The organism is Scytonema sp. PCC 10023 (assembly GCF_963920835.1).
In the GTDB taxonomy this organism is placed as follows: Bacteria; Cyanobacteriota; Cyanobacteriia; order Cyanobacteriales; family Nostocaceae; genus Kalymmatonema.
Genome location: NZ_CAWUDP010000060.1, coordinates 1 through 15,921, shown reverse-complemented (window position 1 = coordinate 15,921; position 15,921 = coordinate 1). Strand labels below are relative to the sequence as shown.

The following is a 15,921-nucleotide window of genomic DNA, read 5'->3' as shown; positions in this document are numbered from 1 at the left end:
TATATTAATAATCCTTTTAAGGAACTAAAAACTCATAAAATCTTCAAAGGCAGTCCAAATCTCTTCCACGTACAAACTGGAAATTTTTAGTTTTTACTCTCGATTGTTAATCTTTTGTTAAGAAAGTTCAGGATGAGAAACTTTTGGTTTGAGGACGCTGGGAATCTCCTCAATAATCCGTGTGGCAACTTGTTCTGGTGTTTCTCCTTCACTGATGGTGATTCGCAGATCCGCTTGTGCATAAAGAGGTTGTCGCACATCGAGGAGCGATCGCAGCTTGGCTTCGAGATCAGTATCTTGCAGCAGTGGTCTTGTTGTATCCTCTGCTAATCGGGCGCAAAGTATTTCCACGGGTACATCCAGCCAGACAATCAAGCCGTGGTGCAGGTAACTCCAGTTTTCTCGCCGTACGACAATACCCCCACCGGTTGCAATGACAAGTTTAGTGAAAGCACACACTTGTGACAGTACCTGACTTTCCAACTGGCGAAACGCTGCTTCCCCTTGTTCGCTAAAGAGTTGGGTTATCGGTTTATCACCCGCAGCTTTCTCAATTACGGTATCAGTATCAACAAACCCGTAGCCCAAATGTTCTGCTAACAAGCGCCCTACAGTCGTCTTGCCAACGCCCATCATGCCAATTAAGTACAGGTTGACTCCTTTCAACAAGTCATTAGTCATTTGTCATTAGTTATTGGTCATTAAGCTTGTAGTCAGGTTTAAGCACCACTACGAACCAATAACCAATTTACTTCAAATTTCGGTACCCAGACGCAAATCTCTGATGTAATTTTTCATTTGTGCTTCAAAAATTGAATAGCTCATCAGTAATGAGCTTGGTTTTTCTTGCATTAATTTAAAATTATCCTCAATCAATCGTTCCGCAACGTACTCTATCAAGACAGGGGTTTGGGAAAAGCGAGATCCTTGTCGCTCAATTAGAGAGCGCCTGTGCAATAACTCTATTGCTTCTAATATTAATCTTTGCGGCACTCGTGGTATAATCTCCGTCTGTAATTTACGCATTGAACCCAAATCTTGATTTAGAGACAGCCAGTACATAATAAGCTTTTCTAAGCTAGACAATCGATTAAACTGTTGGTCTAAAATCGCTCGAATGTCGCCAAAAACCCTAGTACCTTGCTCTAAAAATTCATAAATATTGCCTCCAAATAATTCTTGAATAGCGGTAGCAATTAATTTCATAAATAAGGGATTACCTGCATACCAATCAATTAATAATTTGCATTCCTCTTCTTTGAAATAAGGAAATCCTTTAATTTTCAAAATTTCCATGCTTTCGGCATTGCTTAACCCAGTTAATTTTAAACAACGAACAGGTAGCTTTTCTCCTTGAAAAGCAGAGATTCCTGGAGGTTTTTCTCGACTCGTTAAAACTAAGCAGCTTTGATGTTGAGAGTCGCCCACTCGTCTCATCAATTCTCCATAACCTTCATATCCTGGACGATAACGAATTTGAGGGAGATAGAATACAGAACAATTGTTCATGTTTGAGTGAGAGGCACTAGAGAGAGGATATATGTCTGACTCGCTAGTATACTCGCTGCTTAAAATCGCATCAAAATTATCTAATACGATGAGACAACGTGAAGAACGTAAACAATCAATGAGTTGCGAAATACTACCATCTACAACTTCTAAATCTTTTGTCTGTTGTGTAGGTGACAAAATTTTTATGAGTTGATTCAAGAAGAGATCTGGAGGAGGAGCAAAGTATAGCGAACGCCAAATCACATACTCAAACTTATCCTTAATTTGTTCTGCTAGCTTGACTGATAAAGCGGTTTTTCCAATTCCTCCCATACCCAAAAGGACAACAAGCCGACAGTGTTCTTGGACAATCCATTCTGTTATCTGAGCTAATTCTGTCGTCCTTCCGTGAAAAATACTAACATCAACGGCTTCACCCCAATCTTGTGTTTGGACTGATTTCATAGCAGTAAAATCGGTCTCTTTGATATTATTTGTCTTTATTTGGTTGATTTGGTTGCTGGTTGGCTCTATTTGGAGCAAAACTTTTTTATAACCTGCTTTTTCTAGTAAATGAGTCACCCGACTCCAATTTTTCACTTTAATTGAGTATCCTGCTTGGTTACTCAACATTTCTTCTATATATTTATACAACCCATTAGAAAGATAAACTCTGACCGTACTGCTACTACGACTTTGATAGACTAGATTGGCGATTTCCGCTGGACTAAACCCGCAAAGTAAACCTCGCAGGAATTTTTTTTCAACAGGTGTAAGACCTTTTCCTTTTGTAGAACTTAAATCAACGTATAATTTTTCTAGCTCCCAATTATTTTTAGCTTCTGTAAATTCCTCTTCTACCTTATTTGAATCAGATGCCGTCATTACCATTATTTATTTAGAATAACCCAAGGCAATATCATACCTATTTTTATATAAAGTCAAATTAAATACACTATGAATTTCTAACGAATTTCATAACATTTGTTAGGTGACTTATCTGTTCTGGGTTAGGTATCTTTAGGCTTAACAGAAACTTAATAAAAGTTGATTGAAACTTTATCCTGACGATATCGGTCAACATAAACAAGCGTAACTTACTATTTGCTGGGGCAATTCTATTTATTAGACAACACTGTGTTTCTACCAGCACTATGTTGGTGCCCCAGTAATGAGTTCCAGTAAGCTGTAGTCAACAAGTCAGTGTTTTCGTTCAAGGTGTAAAAGATGACTCGTTATCAGGAAAGGTGCAAAAAAGCTTTGCCAACTAAGCGGTTGAGGCACAAAGCCAATGCATATTTTATCTAAAAAAGCCCGATTAAATAAATATAAGTGTGCTCTAAGTGTGGTCGTTTGAGGTTTCAACCATGACTCGGATTCGAGATGTTGTGCAAAAAGCTTTAGCAACTGGCTATTTAACTGTTGAAGCAGAAAATCAACTGCGAGTGTTGCTGACAACCCGGTATGATATGGAGGACTTAAATGCTTTCATGAACTTGCAGGAAGCTGCCATGACTGGAAAAGTCAAGCAGGAGTCGCGTGAACGTTGTGGAATTTAGTAGAAAAGACTCAACGGCGAGGGCGTTTATCCTCATCCTCAAAATCGTCATCGAGAAACCCCCAATCATCATTTTCAGCTTGATTGGTTTCGGATTGATGAGTCGTCGGTGGTTGATAAGGGGGGATAATCACTCGATAATCAGCGTCGTAAACTGATTCAGTTTTCCCCACTCCAGAATTTTTCGGTTCGCGGTAGCTGTAGGAGTAAACTGAATCTGATTTAGAGCTGCTTTTGGGTTGTTGTTGACGTTCGTAAATGTTAGAGTCTCTGACTTCTGTATTTTGAGCATTAGGTGGTATGGGCGCTTCTTTTTTTTCTTCAAAGTCCCAATCATCTGTGCTGTTATCTGTTTCCCAATCATCATCAGAAGTATCACTGCTTCGCGTTGACTCAGTTTTGCTACCTGACGGTGAGCCAGAAGGAGGGGGGGTTGGTTCTTCCCTACGAGTTTGGCTTTGGCTTGTACGCCTTGTACTTGGACGCTCCCTAGGCGGGGTTCGACGTTGTACGGCAAAATAATTAGACAAATTGAATAAGCTTGTGACGAATACAGTTGTCAAACCACCAGCAGCAGTACTGAACAAAATCCAAATCGCCACTGGAATTGGTTTGGATTTCATCCCCAAAAATACCAGCGAGAGGACAGGGGACCAGTTCTGCACTAGTAAAAGCGTTAGTCCTCCCAGCACTGCCACTAACAAAATTAAGCGAAATACAGCCATAGTTGTTAGTCATTAGTCAATTAGTCATTAGTCAATTAGTCATTAGTCATTAGTCAATTAGTCATTAGTCATTGGTCATTAGTCATTGGTCATTGGTCATTAGTCATTAGTCATTAGTCATTAGTCATTGGTCATTGGTCATTGCTTCTCCCTCATCTCCCTCATCTCCCTCATCCCCCTCACCTCACTCATCCCCCTCATCTCCCTCACTCCCTCACTCCCTCACTCCCTCACTCCCTCATCCCCATCACCCCTATTGTGACTAATCTCGACGACCTTGCCATCTTTGAATTGGTATACAATCAATATCGAGTTGATCCAACGCACGGGCAACCACAAAATCAACTAAGTCCTCAATGGTTTTGGGATTGTGATACCAAGCGGTAATGGCGGGAACAACTCTGACTCCGGCTTCGGCTAGGGTGGTTAAGTTGCGAAGGTGAATCAAGCTAAAGGGAGTTTCACGGGGAACCACAACCAGCTTTCGCCCTTCTTTAAGTTGGACATCCGCTGCGCGTTCGAGTAAGTCGGAACTTAAACCAGCTGCTAACTTGGCTACAGTACTCATACTGCATGGAATAACAATCATCCCTAGGGTGCGAAAGGAACCACTGGCAATATTTGCCCCGACATCACTCCAAGGATGACAGCGTAGCTTACCCGCTTCTTCAACGACTGCTTGCTGTCGCCAAAATTGCTCTTGTTGAGTAGGTTCTACTGGCATACGGATATTCTGCTCAGATTGCCAAACCATGTAAGTTGACTTGGAAGCAACCAATTCAATTTCATAGTTGGCTTCTAGCAGAAATTTGAGAGCGCGAACGGCGTAAATCAGACCAGAGGCACCTGATACGCCTAAAATGAGCGGTTTTGTGTTATCGGACACGCTGTTAAATGTGGAAATTACCAGGAATTGGAGATGAAAAATTGCGAGGAAGACAAGGGACAGAAGCTGCTTCCTCAAGCGTGGGGACTAGGGTGGGGAGATGCGCTTATGCGGAGAGAAAAGATTTCCCCGCATAAGCGCGTCTGGGGTGTCTGGTGTATCCTCTTTGCTCAATCCCCAGTTTTTCATTGCTTTATTCATCCTCACCATACTGTTCTAAGTCATCCGGTTCCATATCCTCGTGTGCTAAGTACAAGTCTGAGTCATTGCGATTGGAAATGCTGACATCCTTGCCAAAAACAGCGCCATCGCTACCAACAGTGACTAAATCGATTTGCTGGCGGTAATAATCAACACTCTTAACCTGCACAGCGACGCGATCGCCTAGTCTGTAGGAAGCGCGATTTTTGCGACCAAACAATGCTTGTTGTCTGGCGCGATACTCATACCAATCGTCTTTGAGAGAACTGACGTGTACCAGTCCTTCCACCCGCAGTGGTACGCGAGGATTGCCAACTGTGTTTGACTCGGCTGGTGGAACTTCGATTTCTACAAAGAACCCGTAGGATTGGACTCCTGTGATCACACCAGTGAAAACCTCGCCGATACGCTGTTTCATCAGTGAGGCTCTTTGCAATCCTGCCAAGTCCGCTTCTGCTTCTTGAACTTCTTTTTCTCTATCATTGAGCTGGACAATCACCCTCATTAAATCGCTTTGAAGTTCTTGTTGCAATTCTGGCGGCAGGACGTTCCAGTTTATTTCACCGTGGCTGGAGGAGTGGCGCAGGTTGACACGTTCTTTGACACGGGTGTTGCGGCGATCGCGTCCGTGTTCAAGTAACGTATAAAATACCCTTTGCATCAGCAAATCTGGGTAACGCCGCAAGGGGGCGGTGAAATGGGTATATTCTGGTAATGCCAAGCCAAAGTGAGGTCCTTTGTTTATACCGTACGTAGCTGGCTTTAGTGTATCTTGCAACAAATACGTTAGTACTTGCTCGGATGCTGATTCTGCAAAAACTCTGGTCAACTGTTGATAATCTAGAGGTTGAATATCTATTTCCGGCTCTAAAGTCAGTTCAATGCCGAGATTGATTGCTAATTTCAGCATCTCTTGGACATCTTCGCTATCGGGTGCGCCTTGGATTCGCCAAATGGCAGGGATACCCAGGGCATTCAAATGGGTCGCCGTAAGTTGGTTAACCAGTAGCACAAACTCAGTTAATAGCGAGTGTACAGGTAAATCATTGGTCACCACACACCCCAAAGCGCCCTCATCATAGTATGGATTTTGGTTTGGTGGCAGATTTAACTGCAAGCAGCCACGACCCAAGCGTACCTGTTTTAATAACTGCTGTAAACTACCGAGTTGTTGAATTATCTCTAGGATTTGCGCTGAGTGGTCGGCAGATTGATTACTCAGAATTGCCTCTGTTTGTTGTTCGCTCAATGCGACGTCTACTTTGACAACGCTGGGTTGAATTTCCCACTCCAGCACAACTCCCGATTTTGAATCAACTGTTATTAAAAAAGATAGAGCCAAGCGATCGCTTCCGGGCAATAAACCACAGCGTTCCGCAACCACTTCTGGCAACATCGACAACACCAATTCTCCCAGATACACTGAGCGCCCGCGCTTGAGTGCTTCTCGATCAAGGGCTTCGTCTGGTTGAATCAGGTGACAAATATCAGCAATATGAAAACCCAACCGCCAATTTCCCGCGCTTGTTTTCTCTAAGGTGAAAGCATTTTCTATCACCTTCGAGTCATTGCTGTTGCCAATAATTGCCAAGGTTAATGAGTGCCGCAAATCCAGCCGATTTTTCAAATCTGCCTTGAGCAGCTTTTTGGGCAATTTTGAGGCTGCTTCTTGTACGGCTTCTGGAAAAGTCCGCGAAAGGTCGTGCTTGCAGGTGACTAAATCTATATCCGCCGCCGCTTCTGCATCGCTCCCAAGGATTTGCACAACCCGACCCAATGGTGGATATTGTGCTAATGGGTAACGCAAAATTTCCACATGAGCGAGGTGGTCAATTGCTTGTTCCAACTTAATGCCTTCTGCTTGCACTTTAAGTTCAAACAGGAGCCTATCGTCTAAGGGAACGGCACGATATCCACTTTCTACCTGCTTAATCCGCGCTAGTAAGGTGTGATTTGAGCGTTCTAAGATTAACTTGACTTCTCCTTCTGGGGAGCGACGACGACTACCTTCTTTAAGAACTCTAACCAAAACGCGATCGCCATTCCAAGCATTACTCAGATGGCTTTCCCGGATATAAATATCTTCGGCTCCTTCCACATCTTGAATTGCAAAGCAAAAGCCTTTACTGGAACAACGGAGTTTTGCTTCAATCAGCCCTTCTTCTGTGACTCGACGATACTTGCCACGTTCTTTGACTAAAACCCCGATTCTTTCCAGTATTTCCAAAGCAATATGAAGTTTTTGTAAACTAGCTTCATCTTCGCAACCAAGTTTCTTTTCCAAAAGTTTACGAGCCACTAATTTATCATCAGTGAAATTTGCCAGAAGTGTAGCGATTGAAAATTCCATGCAGTGAACCGGCCTTTGGTCAAAACATCATTTTTTTTTGAATCTGGTTCTGTGCTGTGTACCCTCACGACTACAGACACTCTTCGGGAAACGAATTGCCCAACAATCTTTGGGCACTGCACGAACATCTCAGAGCGTCAATACGTTCAAGTTCCTTCTCTTAGACAATCTTTCAAAGTACGCCCGTTTGAGATTTTGCCCCCTCGGTAATTACGCAACGGGTGTTTGAGTTACGTACGTTGGAGAAGTCTCCACGCTGCCCAAAAGCACTCTTTAGGGAAATCGCAGGTGTTGGATTGTCTGGTTTGAAGGTACTTTTACGCCATGTGACTCTGATTTTTAACTAGGAGAAACTGCCGACAAATCCAATTGACCCATATGTAGGATCGGAAACAATTAGATCAGCAGCAAACAAGCTGTGAGGAAGAACCATTCCTTCATTATTGTAGATACAGAGCGCACTTACAGAAAATACTTCTACATTACTAATTAGGTAATTAGTATAGCAAGGACAACGAAATCACCTTTGGTCAACAAGCAGTAGCCAAAAATTTGCTCGAAAAACCTCGTGCTACAATCAGGACACGGATTAAATCAGTCATCAGTCATCAGTGATCAGTCATCAATTATCAGTGAACAGGCGGATGAAACTGATAACTGGTCATTGGTAACTGCTAATTGTTCAAGCGTTCTTCGTTGGCACTCATCAAGTGAGACTATGTTGTACATAACCCAACAACGAGTCCAAGCTTGGACACAGCTTTTAGCAGCAAACCCTTTATTCAACAGACTTTCGATTGGTGGCAGTATTATGTTGGCTCAATTTCGGAGCAAATATCCCGAAGGCAATCTGATTTCTGAATTAGTGCAAATTTATCACGGTAAATATATTGTTCGGGCAAGTGTACAAATTGATGGTGTTACCCGCGCCACTGGAATGGCTGCAGCAGAAACACTCGAAGAAGCAGAAGACCAAGCTAGAAATCGGGCGCTGGTAGTTTTAGGAATCACCAGTTCGCCACAGGAGTCAGTAGTTGTTTCAGCAGAACCTGCTAACCAGGTAAAGCCAACCCCAACTTTTACAATAAACCAAGTCAACGATACATATTCCCCTGTCAACAGTTTTCCTCAAACAGAAGTAACTCCAACCCCCCCAGCAGTTTCATCTGTCAACAGTTTTCCTAAAACAGAAGGAACTCCAACCCCCCCAGCAGTTTCATCTGTCATCGGGAAAAACGATACTAAAAACCAAGAGTTCATTGAACGCTTTCCTACTGATGACAAGCAGGAAACTCAATTCGACACCCCATTGGAAAACTTGGGAATGATCTCTGGTAACCAAGAAAATAACACGATACCTGAGATTTCTCCAAGTAATGTGACACCCTTTGGGTCACGCAGTTACAGCAGTTTGTCAGAAGATCTTGGAACCCAAACAGCAACAGCGAAGAAAAAGAAGAAGAGCGAACCTGTTGATCAGTCGGATGATATCGCTAAAATCGGTGTGGAAATGCAGCGCCTAGGTTGGACAACAGACCAGGGGCGAGATTATCTGATTAAAACTTATGGCAAGCGATCGCGTCATTTACTGAGTGACGACGAATTGCACGATTTCCTCAGATACTTAGAATCTCAACCTACGCCCCTAGATCCATTAGCAGGATTTTGAAACAGTGAACAGTCATCAGTCAACAATGAATAATTGATAACTGATAACTGTTCACTAATAACTGATAACTGATAACTGACTACACCACAGCCATTGGACGGCTACCAGCAGCGTGACGGTCAATTACAAGATCAATTAAGCCATAATCCTTTGCTTCCTCTGGCGACATAAAGAAGTCTCTTTCTGTATCCTCAGCAATTTTTTCATATGGCTGACCAGTGTTCTCGGCTAAATATTGATTGAGCTGCTGCTTATGGTAAAGGATTTCGCGTGCCTGAATTTCGATATCAGTCGCTTGTCCTTGAGCGCCACCCAAAGGTTGGTGAATCATAATCCGAGAATGGGGTAAACTCATCCGCTTACCCTTGGTACCAGCAGTGAGGAGAAAAGCACCCATACTCGCTGCCAAACCGGTACATATTGTACAGATGTTTGGGCGGATGTGCCTCATAGTGTCGAATATCCCCATACCTGCCGTTACCGAACCACCAGGAGAGTTTATATACATATAAATGTCTTTCTCCGAGTCTTCTGCATCCAAGAACAGCAGTTGGGCAACAATCAAGTTAGCTACGTTGTTATCAATCGGCTGTCCCAAAAAAAGGATGCGCTCACGCAACAGCCGTGAGTAAATATCAAAGGCGCGTTCGCCACGACCTGATTGTTCAATAACGATAGGAATCATGCAGATTGTTTGTAACTAATTTACATACATTTTATCGATTGCAACGGCTGATTGTTTTCCTGAACCCCGAACCTAATTTTGAAAAAAAATTCGTGCAAGAAGCAGTAGTGGTTCATCGCACTAATTCTGATGGGTTACAAGATCCCCGATTTCTTTAAGAAGTCGGGGATCTCACCCCTAGGACATATCAAAACTAATCAAACAAACCACTAGCAGTATCTGAAGTCACCGCGAACTGAAGGCTTTAATGCTTAGAAAACTCAGATCTTGCACCCAACAAGAGCCAGAGGCTCTAATATTTCGTTACCAGGTTGAACCTGGTAACGAGGGTTTGGAGCCTCTGACTACTCACTGTTGCAACAGGTGCAAGATCTCAGAAAATTTACTTTTTTGTCTGTTTATAGTTCCGCTTTACGTAGTCAAATATAGGCAGACTACTACACACGGGTTTAAGCAACAACTATTTTACCGTTGGCACGGCAGAACATAGTTGTTTTTCGCCTTGGATGTACTACCAGACATCCCCTATCCCTCTAGAACTAGTTAGTTAATTTGGGATTACTTTTAGTTTTAGATTAAGGTCTGCTTAATCTTTTTTGAGGTAGCTCAAGATTGAATGCTCAGTATTAGAGTAGCATTTTTTTGTAAATATAAGGCTATATTAGACTAGATTTTTAGTAAAGTTTTTTCATACCTGTGTAGTAGGTTATGCCGGAAACAAACATACCATTTAACAAAATGTCAAAAGCCATAAAACACATGGGTTTTTGAATGCCTGAATTCGCCAAAGCGGTACTAGTTATTTCTACGGGAGTTGACTACTTTTGTCACAAAGCTTTCGTCTTGTTACGTTTGTGTAAATTTGTCAGCATTTTTACTAGGTCTTTTCCGGAATAGAAATGCTTTGTTGGGTAGATAAATAATACAGGGAGCAATCGATATAACAAATTGTACTCAAAATGTCACCCACCTAAAGTTAGAGGAAGTTGCCATGATCGAAAAACTTGTGCAAGCCGCCATCATCACCTTCTTACTCCACCTGATAGCAGGTCTTAGCCCAACGACAATTAACACAGAGGCAACACCAACTTCAGGTACGATGTCAGCTCCAATTGCAAGAGCAGTGCTTAACTCAGTTGATTGACATCCCTACTACCGAAATATCGCGCTTGCTCATTTCGGTAAAAAGTCGGGAGATTCTTGGTTCCACGAGTCCACTTAGATTAAACTCCTTGCGGTATCGCGCCCCAGAGGTGGTTCTCTCCCCAAGCGTTAACTTTCGGAGGCAAGAGCGGTAGTTGGATTGCCCCAAAATTTGTTTGAGTTTAATGCTGTTCGTCTAGTTCCCATGTAGACGCGAAGCGGCTTCCCGAAGGGTAGATTTTACCTATTCCTGGGTAAGAACTAGAACTATGGAATAGAACTGCATATCTTCAATTGTCAAGGTGAGCGCGTCTGCATATTAGGCAGCAATTGGGTTTTTTAAGTGGTTGATTACCCTTCCACTACAGGTATCTTAATCATGTTGACGGCAATTAAAATTGCCGTTGGGGCTACATCTCCTATCTCAAAGATAAGGAGTTTTGCGCCTATCGCGTAGGGTGATAAAATTACCTTACCAAAGCGATAGGGTTTGGAAATCATCAGCCTGCTTATGTAATTCGCCCAACGATAAAGTTGTGAAAGGCGTTTGAATCAATATCTCTGTAACGAGCTAGACTAAGCAAAGAAGTCTGTCCACAGGCATCTTATCATGACTAATCGTCTGGCTCAAGCTCAAAGTCTCTACCTCCGCAAACACGCCGAAAACCCTATTGATTGGTGGTCTTGGTGTGATGAAGCACTTGCAACGGCAAAGGCACAGAATAAACCAATATTTCTTTCCATTGGCTACTCCAGTTGCCACTGGTGTACTGTTATGGAAGGTGAAGCTTTTTCCGATGCGGCTATTGCCCAGTACATGAACGGCAACTTTCTTCCTATAAAAGTAGATAGGGAAGAAAGACCAGACCTTGATAGCATTTATATGCAAGCTTTGCAAATGATGAGCGGTCAAGGGGGTTGGCCTTTGAACGTTTTTCTCACCCCAGATGATTTAGTACCATTCTACGCTGGTACCTACTTCCCAGTTGAACCGCGCTACGGTCGTCCTGGCTTTTTGCAAGTCCTGCAAGCAATTCGTCACTACTACGATACAGAAAAAGAAGATTTACGCGATCGCAAAGCAGTCATTCTTGAGTCACTCCTCACCTCCGCAGTGTTGCAAGCCGATGGAGTCACAGAATCTCAAGATAGAGAATTATTGCACAAAGGTTGGGAAACTTCTACAGGTATCATCACACCCAATCAAACCGGTAACAGCTTCCCGATGATTCCTTACGCAGAACTTGCATTAAGGGGAACCAGGTTTGATTTTGAATCGCGGTATGATGGCAAGCAAGTTTGTACCCAGCGGGGACTAGACCTCGCACTGGGCGGGATTTATGATCATGTAGCAGGTGGCTTTCACCGCTACACTGTAGACCATACCTGGACAGTGCCGCACTTTGAAAAGATGCTCTACGACAACGGTCAGATTGTAGAGTATCTCGCTAATTTGTGGAACGCAGGAGTCCAAGAGCCAGCTTTTGAACGGGCGATCGCCAAAACAGTCGAATGGCTGAAGCGAGAAATGACTGCGCCAACTGGCTACTTTTATGCAGCCCAAGATGCAGATAGTTTCACCACTCCCACAGAAGCAGAACCAGAGGAAGGCGCGTTTTACGTCTGGAGTTACAGCGAATTGCAGCAACTGCTGACTCCTGAAGAACTAACAGAATTGCAACAGCAGTTTACAGTTACGCCTAATGGTAACTTTGAGGGTAAGAATGTGTTGCAAAGACGGAATGCGCTTAAGCTGAGTGAAACGCTGGAAACAGTACTCGCCAAGCTGTTTGCAATTCGCTATGGTGCAACACCTGAGTCAGTAGAGACTTTCCCCCCCGCCCGCAACAATCAAGAAGCGAAAACCGAAAACTGGAAAGGACGCATTCCCGCGGTGACAGACACAAAGATGATTGTCGCCTGGAATAGCTTGATGATTTCCGGTTTAGCAAGGGCGTATGGAGTCTTTCAACAACCAGAGTATCTCGAACTAGCAGCAACAGCAGCGAACTTTATCTTGGATCATCAGTTTGTGGATGGGCGTTTCCATCGATTGAATTACGAAGGTGAAGCTACGGTACTCGCTCAGTCTGAAGATTACGCCTTTTTTATCAAAGCGCTACTCGATTTACACCAAGTTTCACTGACTCACAACTCATCTTCCTTGTGGCTGGAAAGAGCGATCGCCATCCAAGAGGAATTCCACGAATATCTTTGGAGCGTTGAACTAGGTGGGTACTACAACACATCGAGTGACGCAAGTCAAGATTTAATTGTGCGAGAGCGGAGCTATGCAGATAATGCCACACCTTCGGCTAATGGAGTAGCGATCGCCAATCTTGTCCGTCTCGCTCTCCTCACCGACAATCTGCATTATTTGGATTTAGCCGAGCAAGGGTTAAAAGCATTTAGAAGTGTGATGAGCCGCGCTCCCCAAGCTTGTCCTAGTTTGTTTATAGCCTTGGATTGGTATCGTAACTGTACCTTAATCCGCACCACCACAGACCAGGTACATTCTCTGATCCCGAAGTATTTACCGAGTACTGCCTTGGTTGCGGTAGCTAAATTACCAGAGGGAAGTGTTGGCTTAGTTTGCCAAGGGTTGAAGTGTCTTGCACCAGCAGAAAGTTTGGATAAGTTGTTGCAGCAAGTGCAGCAGAGTCAGCTCAGGGGATGATTGTATAAGTAGGATGTGTTACGGCTACGTAAGGATTGGAAACTTTGAGAAAGTGAGAACTTGCCGTAACGCATCGCATTGATTGGTGCATTTGTTAAGGAATAAGTAGGATGTGTTACGGCTATGTAAGGATTGGAAACTTTGAGAAAGTGAGAACTTGCCGTAACGCATCGCATTGATTGGTGCATTGCTGCGTTTGTTGTTGCCTCATGCCCTTATATTTACCCGCGATTGTCGCTTCACCCCACCCCGGTTTGTAAGAGCGCCAAAACCTCCCCTCCCCGCTTGCGGGGAGGGGTAAGGGGTGGGGTAAATCAACGTGGGATAAAGGTTTGATATCATGTCCGCTCAATTACCAACAAATCCTGGAAAACCCCACCCCGGTTTGTAAGAGCGCCAAAACCTCCCCTCCCCGATGCCTTGGGGAGGGGATTAAAGGGTAGGGTAAATCAACGTGGGATAAACGTTTCAACGTGATTGTTGACACCAATGACTTCTAGTCCCCCCGGATATAGGACGGGCAAGATGCCCATCCCACAAGAATCAAGAACTATGTTCTTTCCAATTGAGAACCACTATAGTAGGCAATGCCCACACTACAGAAAAAAACCTCACCCCCTTCCCCTCTCCTTAGCAAGGAGAGGGGTGCCCGTAAGGGCGGGGTGAGGTGATACGCGTGAATACAACTCGCTGACAATGTTGTGATACTTAACGATGAGCTTTTAATACTCGCCAACGACATATAAACACTCGACGCTGAGTCTGAAACACTCGCCAACGACATACAAACACTCGACGCCGAGTTGTCAATTCTCACCCACGAGCAAATTAGCGAGATTAAGATAGAGAAAAGTCTCTCACAGCTAAAATAACACCCCCCTTACCTCAAGCTCAACATGGTCGATTGGAGTGGCTATCTCAACTCAGTTTGCCAAGCTTACGCCCAATGGTGGCAAGTCTACACCTTCACAGATGTCCTTGGACGCAAGAAAGCAGAACCGCGATCGCACATTCCCCTGTTGGACTTGGGTTTGATGGTACAAACACTTGAGCATGAACAGCAACGTGAGAAGCAGGAGAAAATTGAGCGCTTCAGTGTTTTGGAAGGTTTGCGGAAATATGCACCAGACCATGTGCTATTAGTAGGACGACCAGGATCAGGAAAATCCACAGCATTAGCGCGGTTATTGCTAGAACAATCAAATAATAATGTAGAGACGCGCCATGGCGCGTCTATAAATGGCGTGTCTATAAATGGCGTGTCTATAAATGGCGCGTCTATAAATGGCGCGTCTCCTATTCCCGTACTGGTAGAGTTGAGGTATTACCAGAAATCAGTACTGGAGTTGATCCAGAATTTTTTCAAACGGCATAAATTGTTCTTAGAGATTACCGAAATTGAAAAGTTGCTGTTTGATGGGCAATTCTTTCTGCTAGTCGATGGTGTCAACGAATTACCATCAGAAGACGCAAGGCGAGACTTAAAAGCATTCCGCCAGAACCACCCCCAAACACCAATGATATTCACCACACGAGATTTAGGGGTAGGTGGTGACTTGGATATTGCCAAAAAACTGGAAATGCAACCCCTGACAGAAGAACAGATGCAGCAGTTTGTCCGCGCCTATCTCCCAGAACAGGGTGAGGAGATGCTGAGACAGTTGGGCGATCGGTTGAAGGAATTTGGGCAAACGCCACTGCTGTTGTGGATGCTGTGTTCTGTTTTTGTTCAAAACCAGAACAGAGTCCCGTCAAATCTGGGTTCCGTGTTTCGTCTGTTTACCCAGACTTATGATCAAAAACTCAAACAAGATATCCCAACCACTGGAGATTTTCGCCGTTGGTGTCACAAGCTGTTGCAACATTTAGCTTGGGTGATGACTCAAGGGGAAGCGTTGACAGATTTGCAAGTCGCCATTCCCAGACAGCAAGCTGAAGCTGTGCTAACGGAATTTTTACGAGATAAGGTGGCTCATTCAGAGAATTGTGCTTTAAAGTGGCTGCAAGATTTACTCAACCATCACCTCATTCAACTAAGCGCAGACAATAAAATTGAATTTCGCCACCAACTGATTCAGGAATACTACACCGCAGAATATCTGCTAACGCGGTTAAGCAACTTAAGCGATGACAGCCTGAAACGAGAGTATCTCAATTATCTCAAATGGACAGAACCCCTAGCACTGATGGTGGAGTTACTGGATAATGAGGCGCAGGCAGTGCGAGTGGTGAAACTAGGTTTAGAAGTGGATTGGCAACTAGGGGCGAGGTTGGCAGGAGCGGTAAAACAAGAATTGCAGGAAAAAACAGTTGATTTAATTGCTGATTTAAAACTTCCTCAATTACCTAAAGTTAAACTTTTTGAAATCAGCAAAAGTGAAAAAGCAATTCCTTTTCTTCAAAAAGCGACAGAACATCAAGACTCTCATGTGCGTTCTAGAGCGGCAGATGCCCTAGGACAAATCAAATCAGAAGCGGCAATTCCACAGTTAATTAAACTCCTAGAAGATGAAGATTCTTATGTGCGTTCTAGAGC

13 protein-coding genes are annotated in these 15,921 nt (G+C 43.8%); 6 read left to right on the top strand and 7 right to left on the bottom strand.

The genetic code is table 11. The features are described from left to right. Positions 1-117: 117 nt before the first annotated feature. Positions 118-681 carry a shikimate kinase gene (locus ACM0OZ_RS30170; RefSeq protein ID WP_414586522.1) on the bottom strand — a complete coding sequence of 188 codons (564 nt, stop codon included), beginning with the start codon at positions 679-681 and terminating at the stop codon, positions 118-120. Positions 682-753: 72 nt separating this feature from the next. Beyond that, complete coding sequence (locus ACM0OZ_RS30165) at positions 754-2,376, bottom strand: NB-ARC domain-containing protein (protein ID WP_414586521.1); 1,623 nt, start codon at positions 2,374-2,376, stop codon at positions 754-756. 482 nt (positions 2,377-2,858) lie between these two features. Between ACM0OZ_RS30165 and ACM0OZ_RS30160 the strand changes: the two genes are divergently transcribed. Further along, positions 2,859-3,050, top strand: a complete 192-nt coding sequence (locus ACM0OZ_RS30160; protein ID WP_041040868.1) for a hypothetical protein — start codon at positions 2,859-2,861, stop codon at positions 3,048-3,050. Positions 3,051-3,060: 10 nt separating this feature from the next. Here ACM0OZ_RS30160 and ACM0OZ_RS30155 read toward each other — a convergent pair whose 3' ends face one another. After that, positions 3,061-3,774 carry a LapA family protein gene (locus tag ACM0OZ_RS30155; RefSeq protein ID WP_414586520.1) on the bottom strand — a complete coding sequence of 238 codons (714 nt, stop codon included), beginning with the start codon at positions 3,772-3,774 and terminating at the stop codon, positions 3,061-3,063. A gap of 134 nt (positions 3,775-3,908) precedes the next feature. On the opposite strand from ACM0OZ_RS30155, the gene ACM0OZ_RS30150 reads away from it, so the two are divergent. Further along, positions 3,909-4,040 carry a hypothetical protein gene (locus tag ACM0OZ_RS30150; protein ID WP_414586519.1) on the top strand — a complete coding sequence of 44 codons (132 nt, stop codon included), beginning with the start codon at positions 3,909-3,911 and terminating at the stop codon, positions 4,038-4,040. Here ACM0OZ_RS30150 and ACM0OZ_RS30145 read toward each other — a convergent pair. Further along, positions 4,037-4,660, bottom strand: coding sequence for a flavin prenyltransferase UbiX (locus ACM0OZ_RS30145; RefSeq protein WP_414586518.1), 624 nt, complete (start codon positions 4,658-4,660; stop codon positions 4,037-4,039). The two genes, ACM0OZ_RS30150 and ACM0OZ_RS30145, sit on opposite strands and share 4 nt — an antisense overlap. A 193-nt stretch (positions 4,661-4,853) precedes the next feature. Further along, on the bottom strand, positions 4,854-7,211 hold the full coding sequence (locus ACM0OZ_RS30140) for a ribonuclease R family protein (RefSeq protein ID WP_414586517.1): 2,358 nt from the start codon (positions 7,209-7,211) through the stop codon (positions 4,854-4,856). Positions 7,212-8,022: 811 nt separating this feature from the next. On the opposite strand from ACM0OZ_RS30140, the gene ACM0OZ_RS30135 reads away from it, so the two are divergent. Then, complete coding sequence (locus ACM0OZ_RS30135; RefSeq protein ID WP_414586570.1) at positions 8,023-8,880, top strand: hypothetical protein; 858 nt, start codon at positions 8,023-8,025, stop codon at positions 8,878-8,880. A 79-nt stretch (positions 8,881-8,959) separates the two neighbouring features. Here ACM0OZ_RS30135 and clpP read toward each other — a convergent pair whose 3' ends face one another. Continuing rightward, positions 8,960-9,565, bottom strand: coding sequence for an ATP-dependent Clp endopeptidase proteolytic subunit ClpP (gene clpP, locus ACM0OZ_RS30130; protein ID WP_073629776.1), 606 nt, complete (start codon positions 9,563-9,565; stop codon positions 8,960-8,962). 991 nt (positions 9,566-10,556) lie between these two features. Between clpP and ACM0OZ_RS30125 the strand changes: the two genes are divergently transcribed. Continuing rightward, positions 10,557-10,709: a hypothetical protein gene (locus tag ACM0OZ_RS30125; protein ID WP_414586516.1), complete on the top strand. Its 153-nt coding sequence runs from the start codon at positions 10,557-10,559 to the stop codon at positions 10,707-10,709. Positions 10,710-11,059: 350 nt separating this feature from the next. Here ACM0OZ_RS30125 and ACM0OZ_RS30120 read toward each other — a convergent pair whose 3' ends face one another. Continuing rightward, positions 11,060-11,209: a hypothetical protein gene (locus ACM0OZ_RS30120; protein WP_414586515.1), complete on the bottom strand. Its 150-nt coding sequence runs from the start codon at positions 11,207-11,209 to the stop codon at positions 11,060-11,062. 109 nt (positions 11,210-11,318) lie between these two features. Here ACM0OZ_RS30120 and ACM0OZ_RS30115 point away from each other — a divergent pair, with 109 nt between their 5' ends. Both ACM0OZ_RS30115 and ACM0OZ_RS30110 read left to right on the top strand, forming a co-directional pair. Further along, positions 11,319-13,385: a thioredoxin domain-containing protein gene (locus ACM0OZ_RS30115; RefSeq protein WP_414586514.1), complete on the top strand. Its 2,067-nt coding sequence runs from the start codon at positions 11,319-11,321 to the stop codon at positions 13,383-13,385. Positions 13,386-14,281: 896 nt separating this feature from the next. Continuing rightward, a partial coding sequence (locus ACM0OZ_RS30110; RefSeq protein ID WP_414586513.1) for a HEAT repeat domain-containing protein occupies positions 14,282-15,921 on the top strand: 1,640 nt, incomplete at its 3' end.

Coding starts and splice junctions, on each gene's coding strand:
- ACM0OZ_RS30170 (WP_414586522.1), bottom strand. CDS start 681: ATGACTAATGACTTGTTGAAAGGAGTCAACCTGTACTTAATTGGCATG.
- ACM0OZ_RS30165 (WP_414586521.1), bottom strand. CDS start 2,376: ATGACGGCATCTGATTCAAATAAGGTAGAAGAGGAATTTACAGAAGCT.
- ACM0OZ_RS30160 (WP_041040868.1), top strand. CDS start 2,859: ATGACTCGGATTCGAGATGTTGTGCAAAAAGCTTTAGCAACTGGCTAT.
- ACM0OZ_RS30155 (WP_414586520.1), bottom strand. CDS start 3,774: ATGGCTGTATTTCGCTTAATTTTGTTAGTGGCAGTGCTGGGAGGACTA.
- ACM0OZ_RS30140 (WP_414586517.1), bottom strand. CDS start 7,211: ATGGAATTTTCAATCGCTACACTTCTGGCAAATTTCACTGATGATAAA.
- ACM0OZ_RS30135 (WP_414586570.1), top strand. CDS start 8,023: ATGTTGGCTCAATTTCGGAGCAAATATCCCGAAGGCAATCTGATTTCT.
- clpP (WP_073629776.1), bottom strand. CDS start 9,565: ATGATTCCTATCGTTATTGAACAATCAGGTCGTGGCGAACGCGCCTTT.
- ACM0OZ_RS30125 (WP_414586516.1), top strand. CDS start 10,557: ATGATCGAAAAACTTGTGCAAGCCGCCATCATCACCTTCTTACTCCAC.
- ACM0OZ_RS30120 (WP_414586515.1), bottom strand. CDS start 11,209: ATGATTTCCAAACCCTATCGCTTTGGTAAGGTAATTTTATCACCCTAC.
- ACM0OZ_RS30115 (WP_414586514.1), top strand. CDS start 11,319: ATGACTAATCGTCTGGCTCAAGCTCAAAGTCTCTACCTCCGCAAACAC.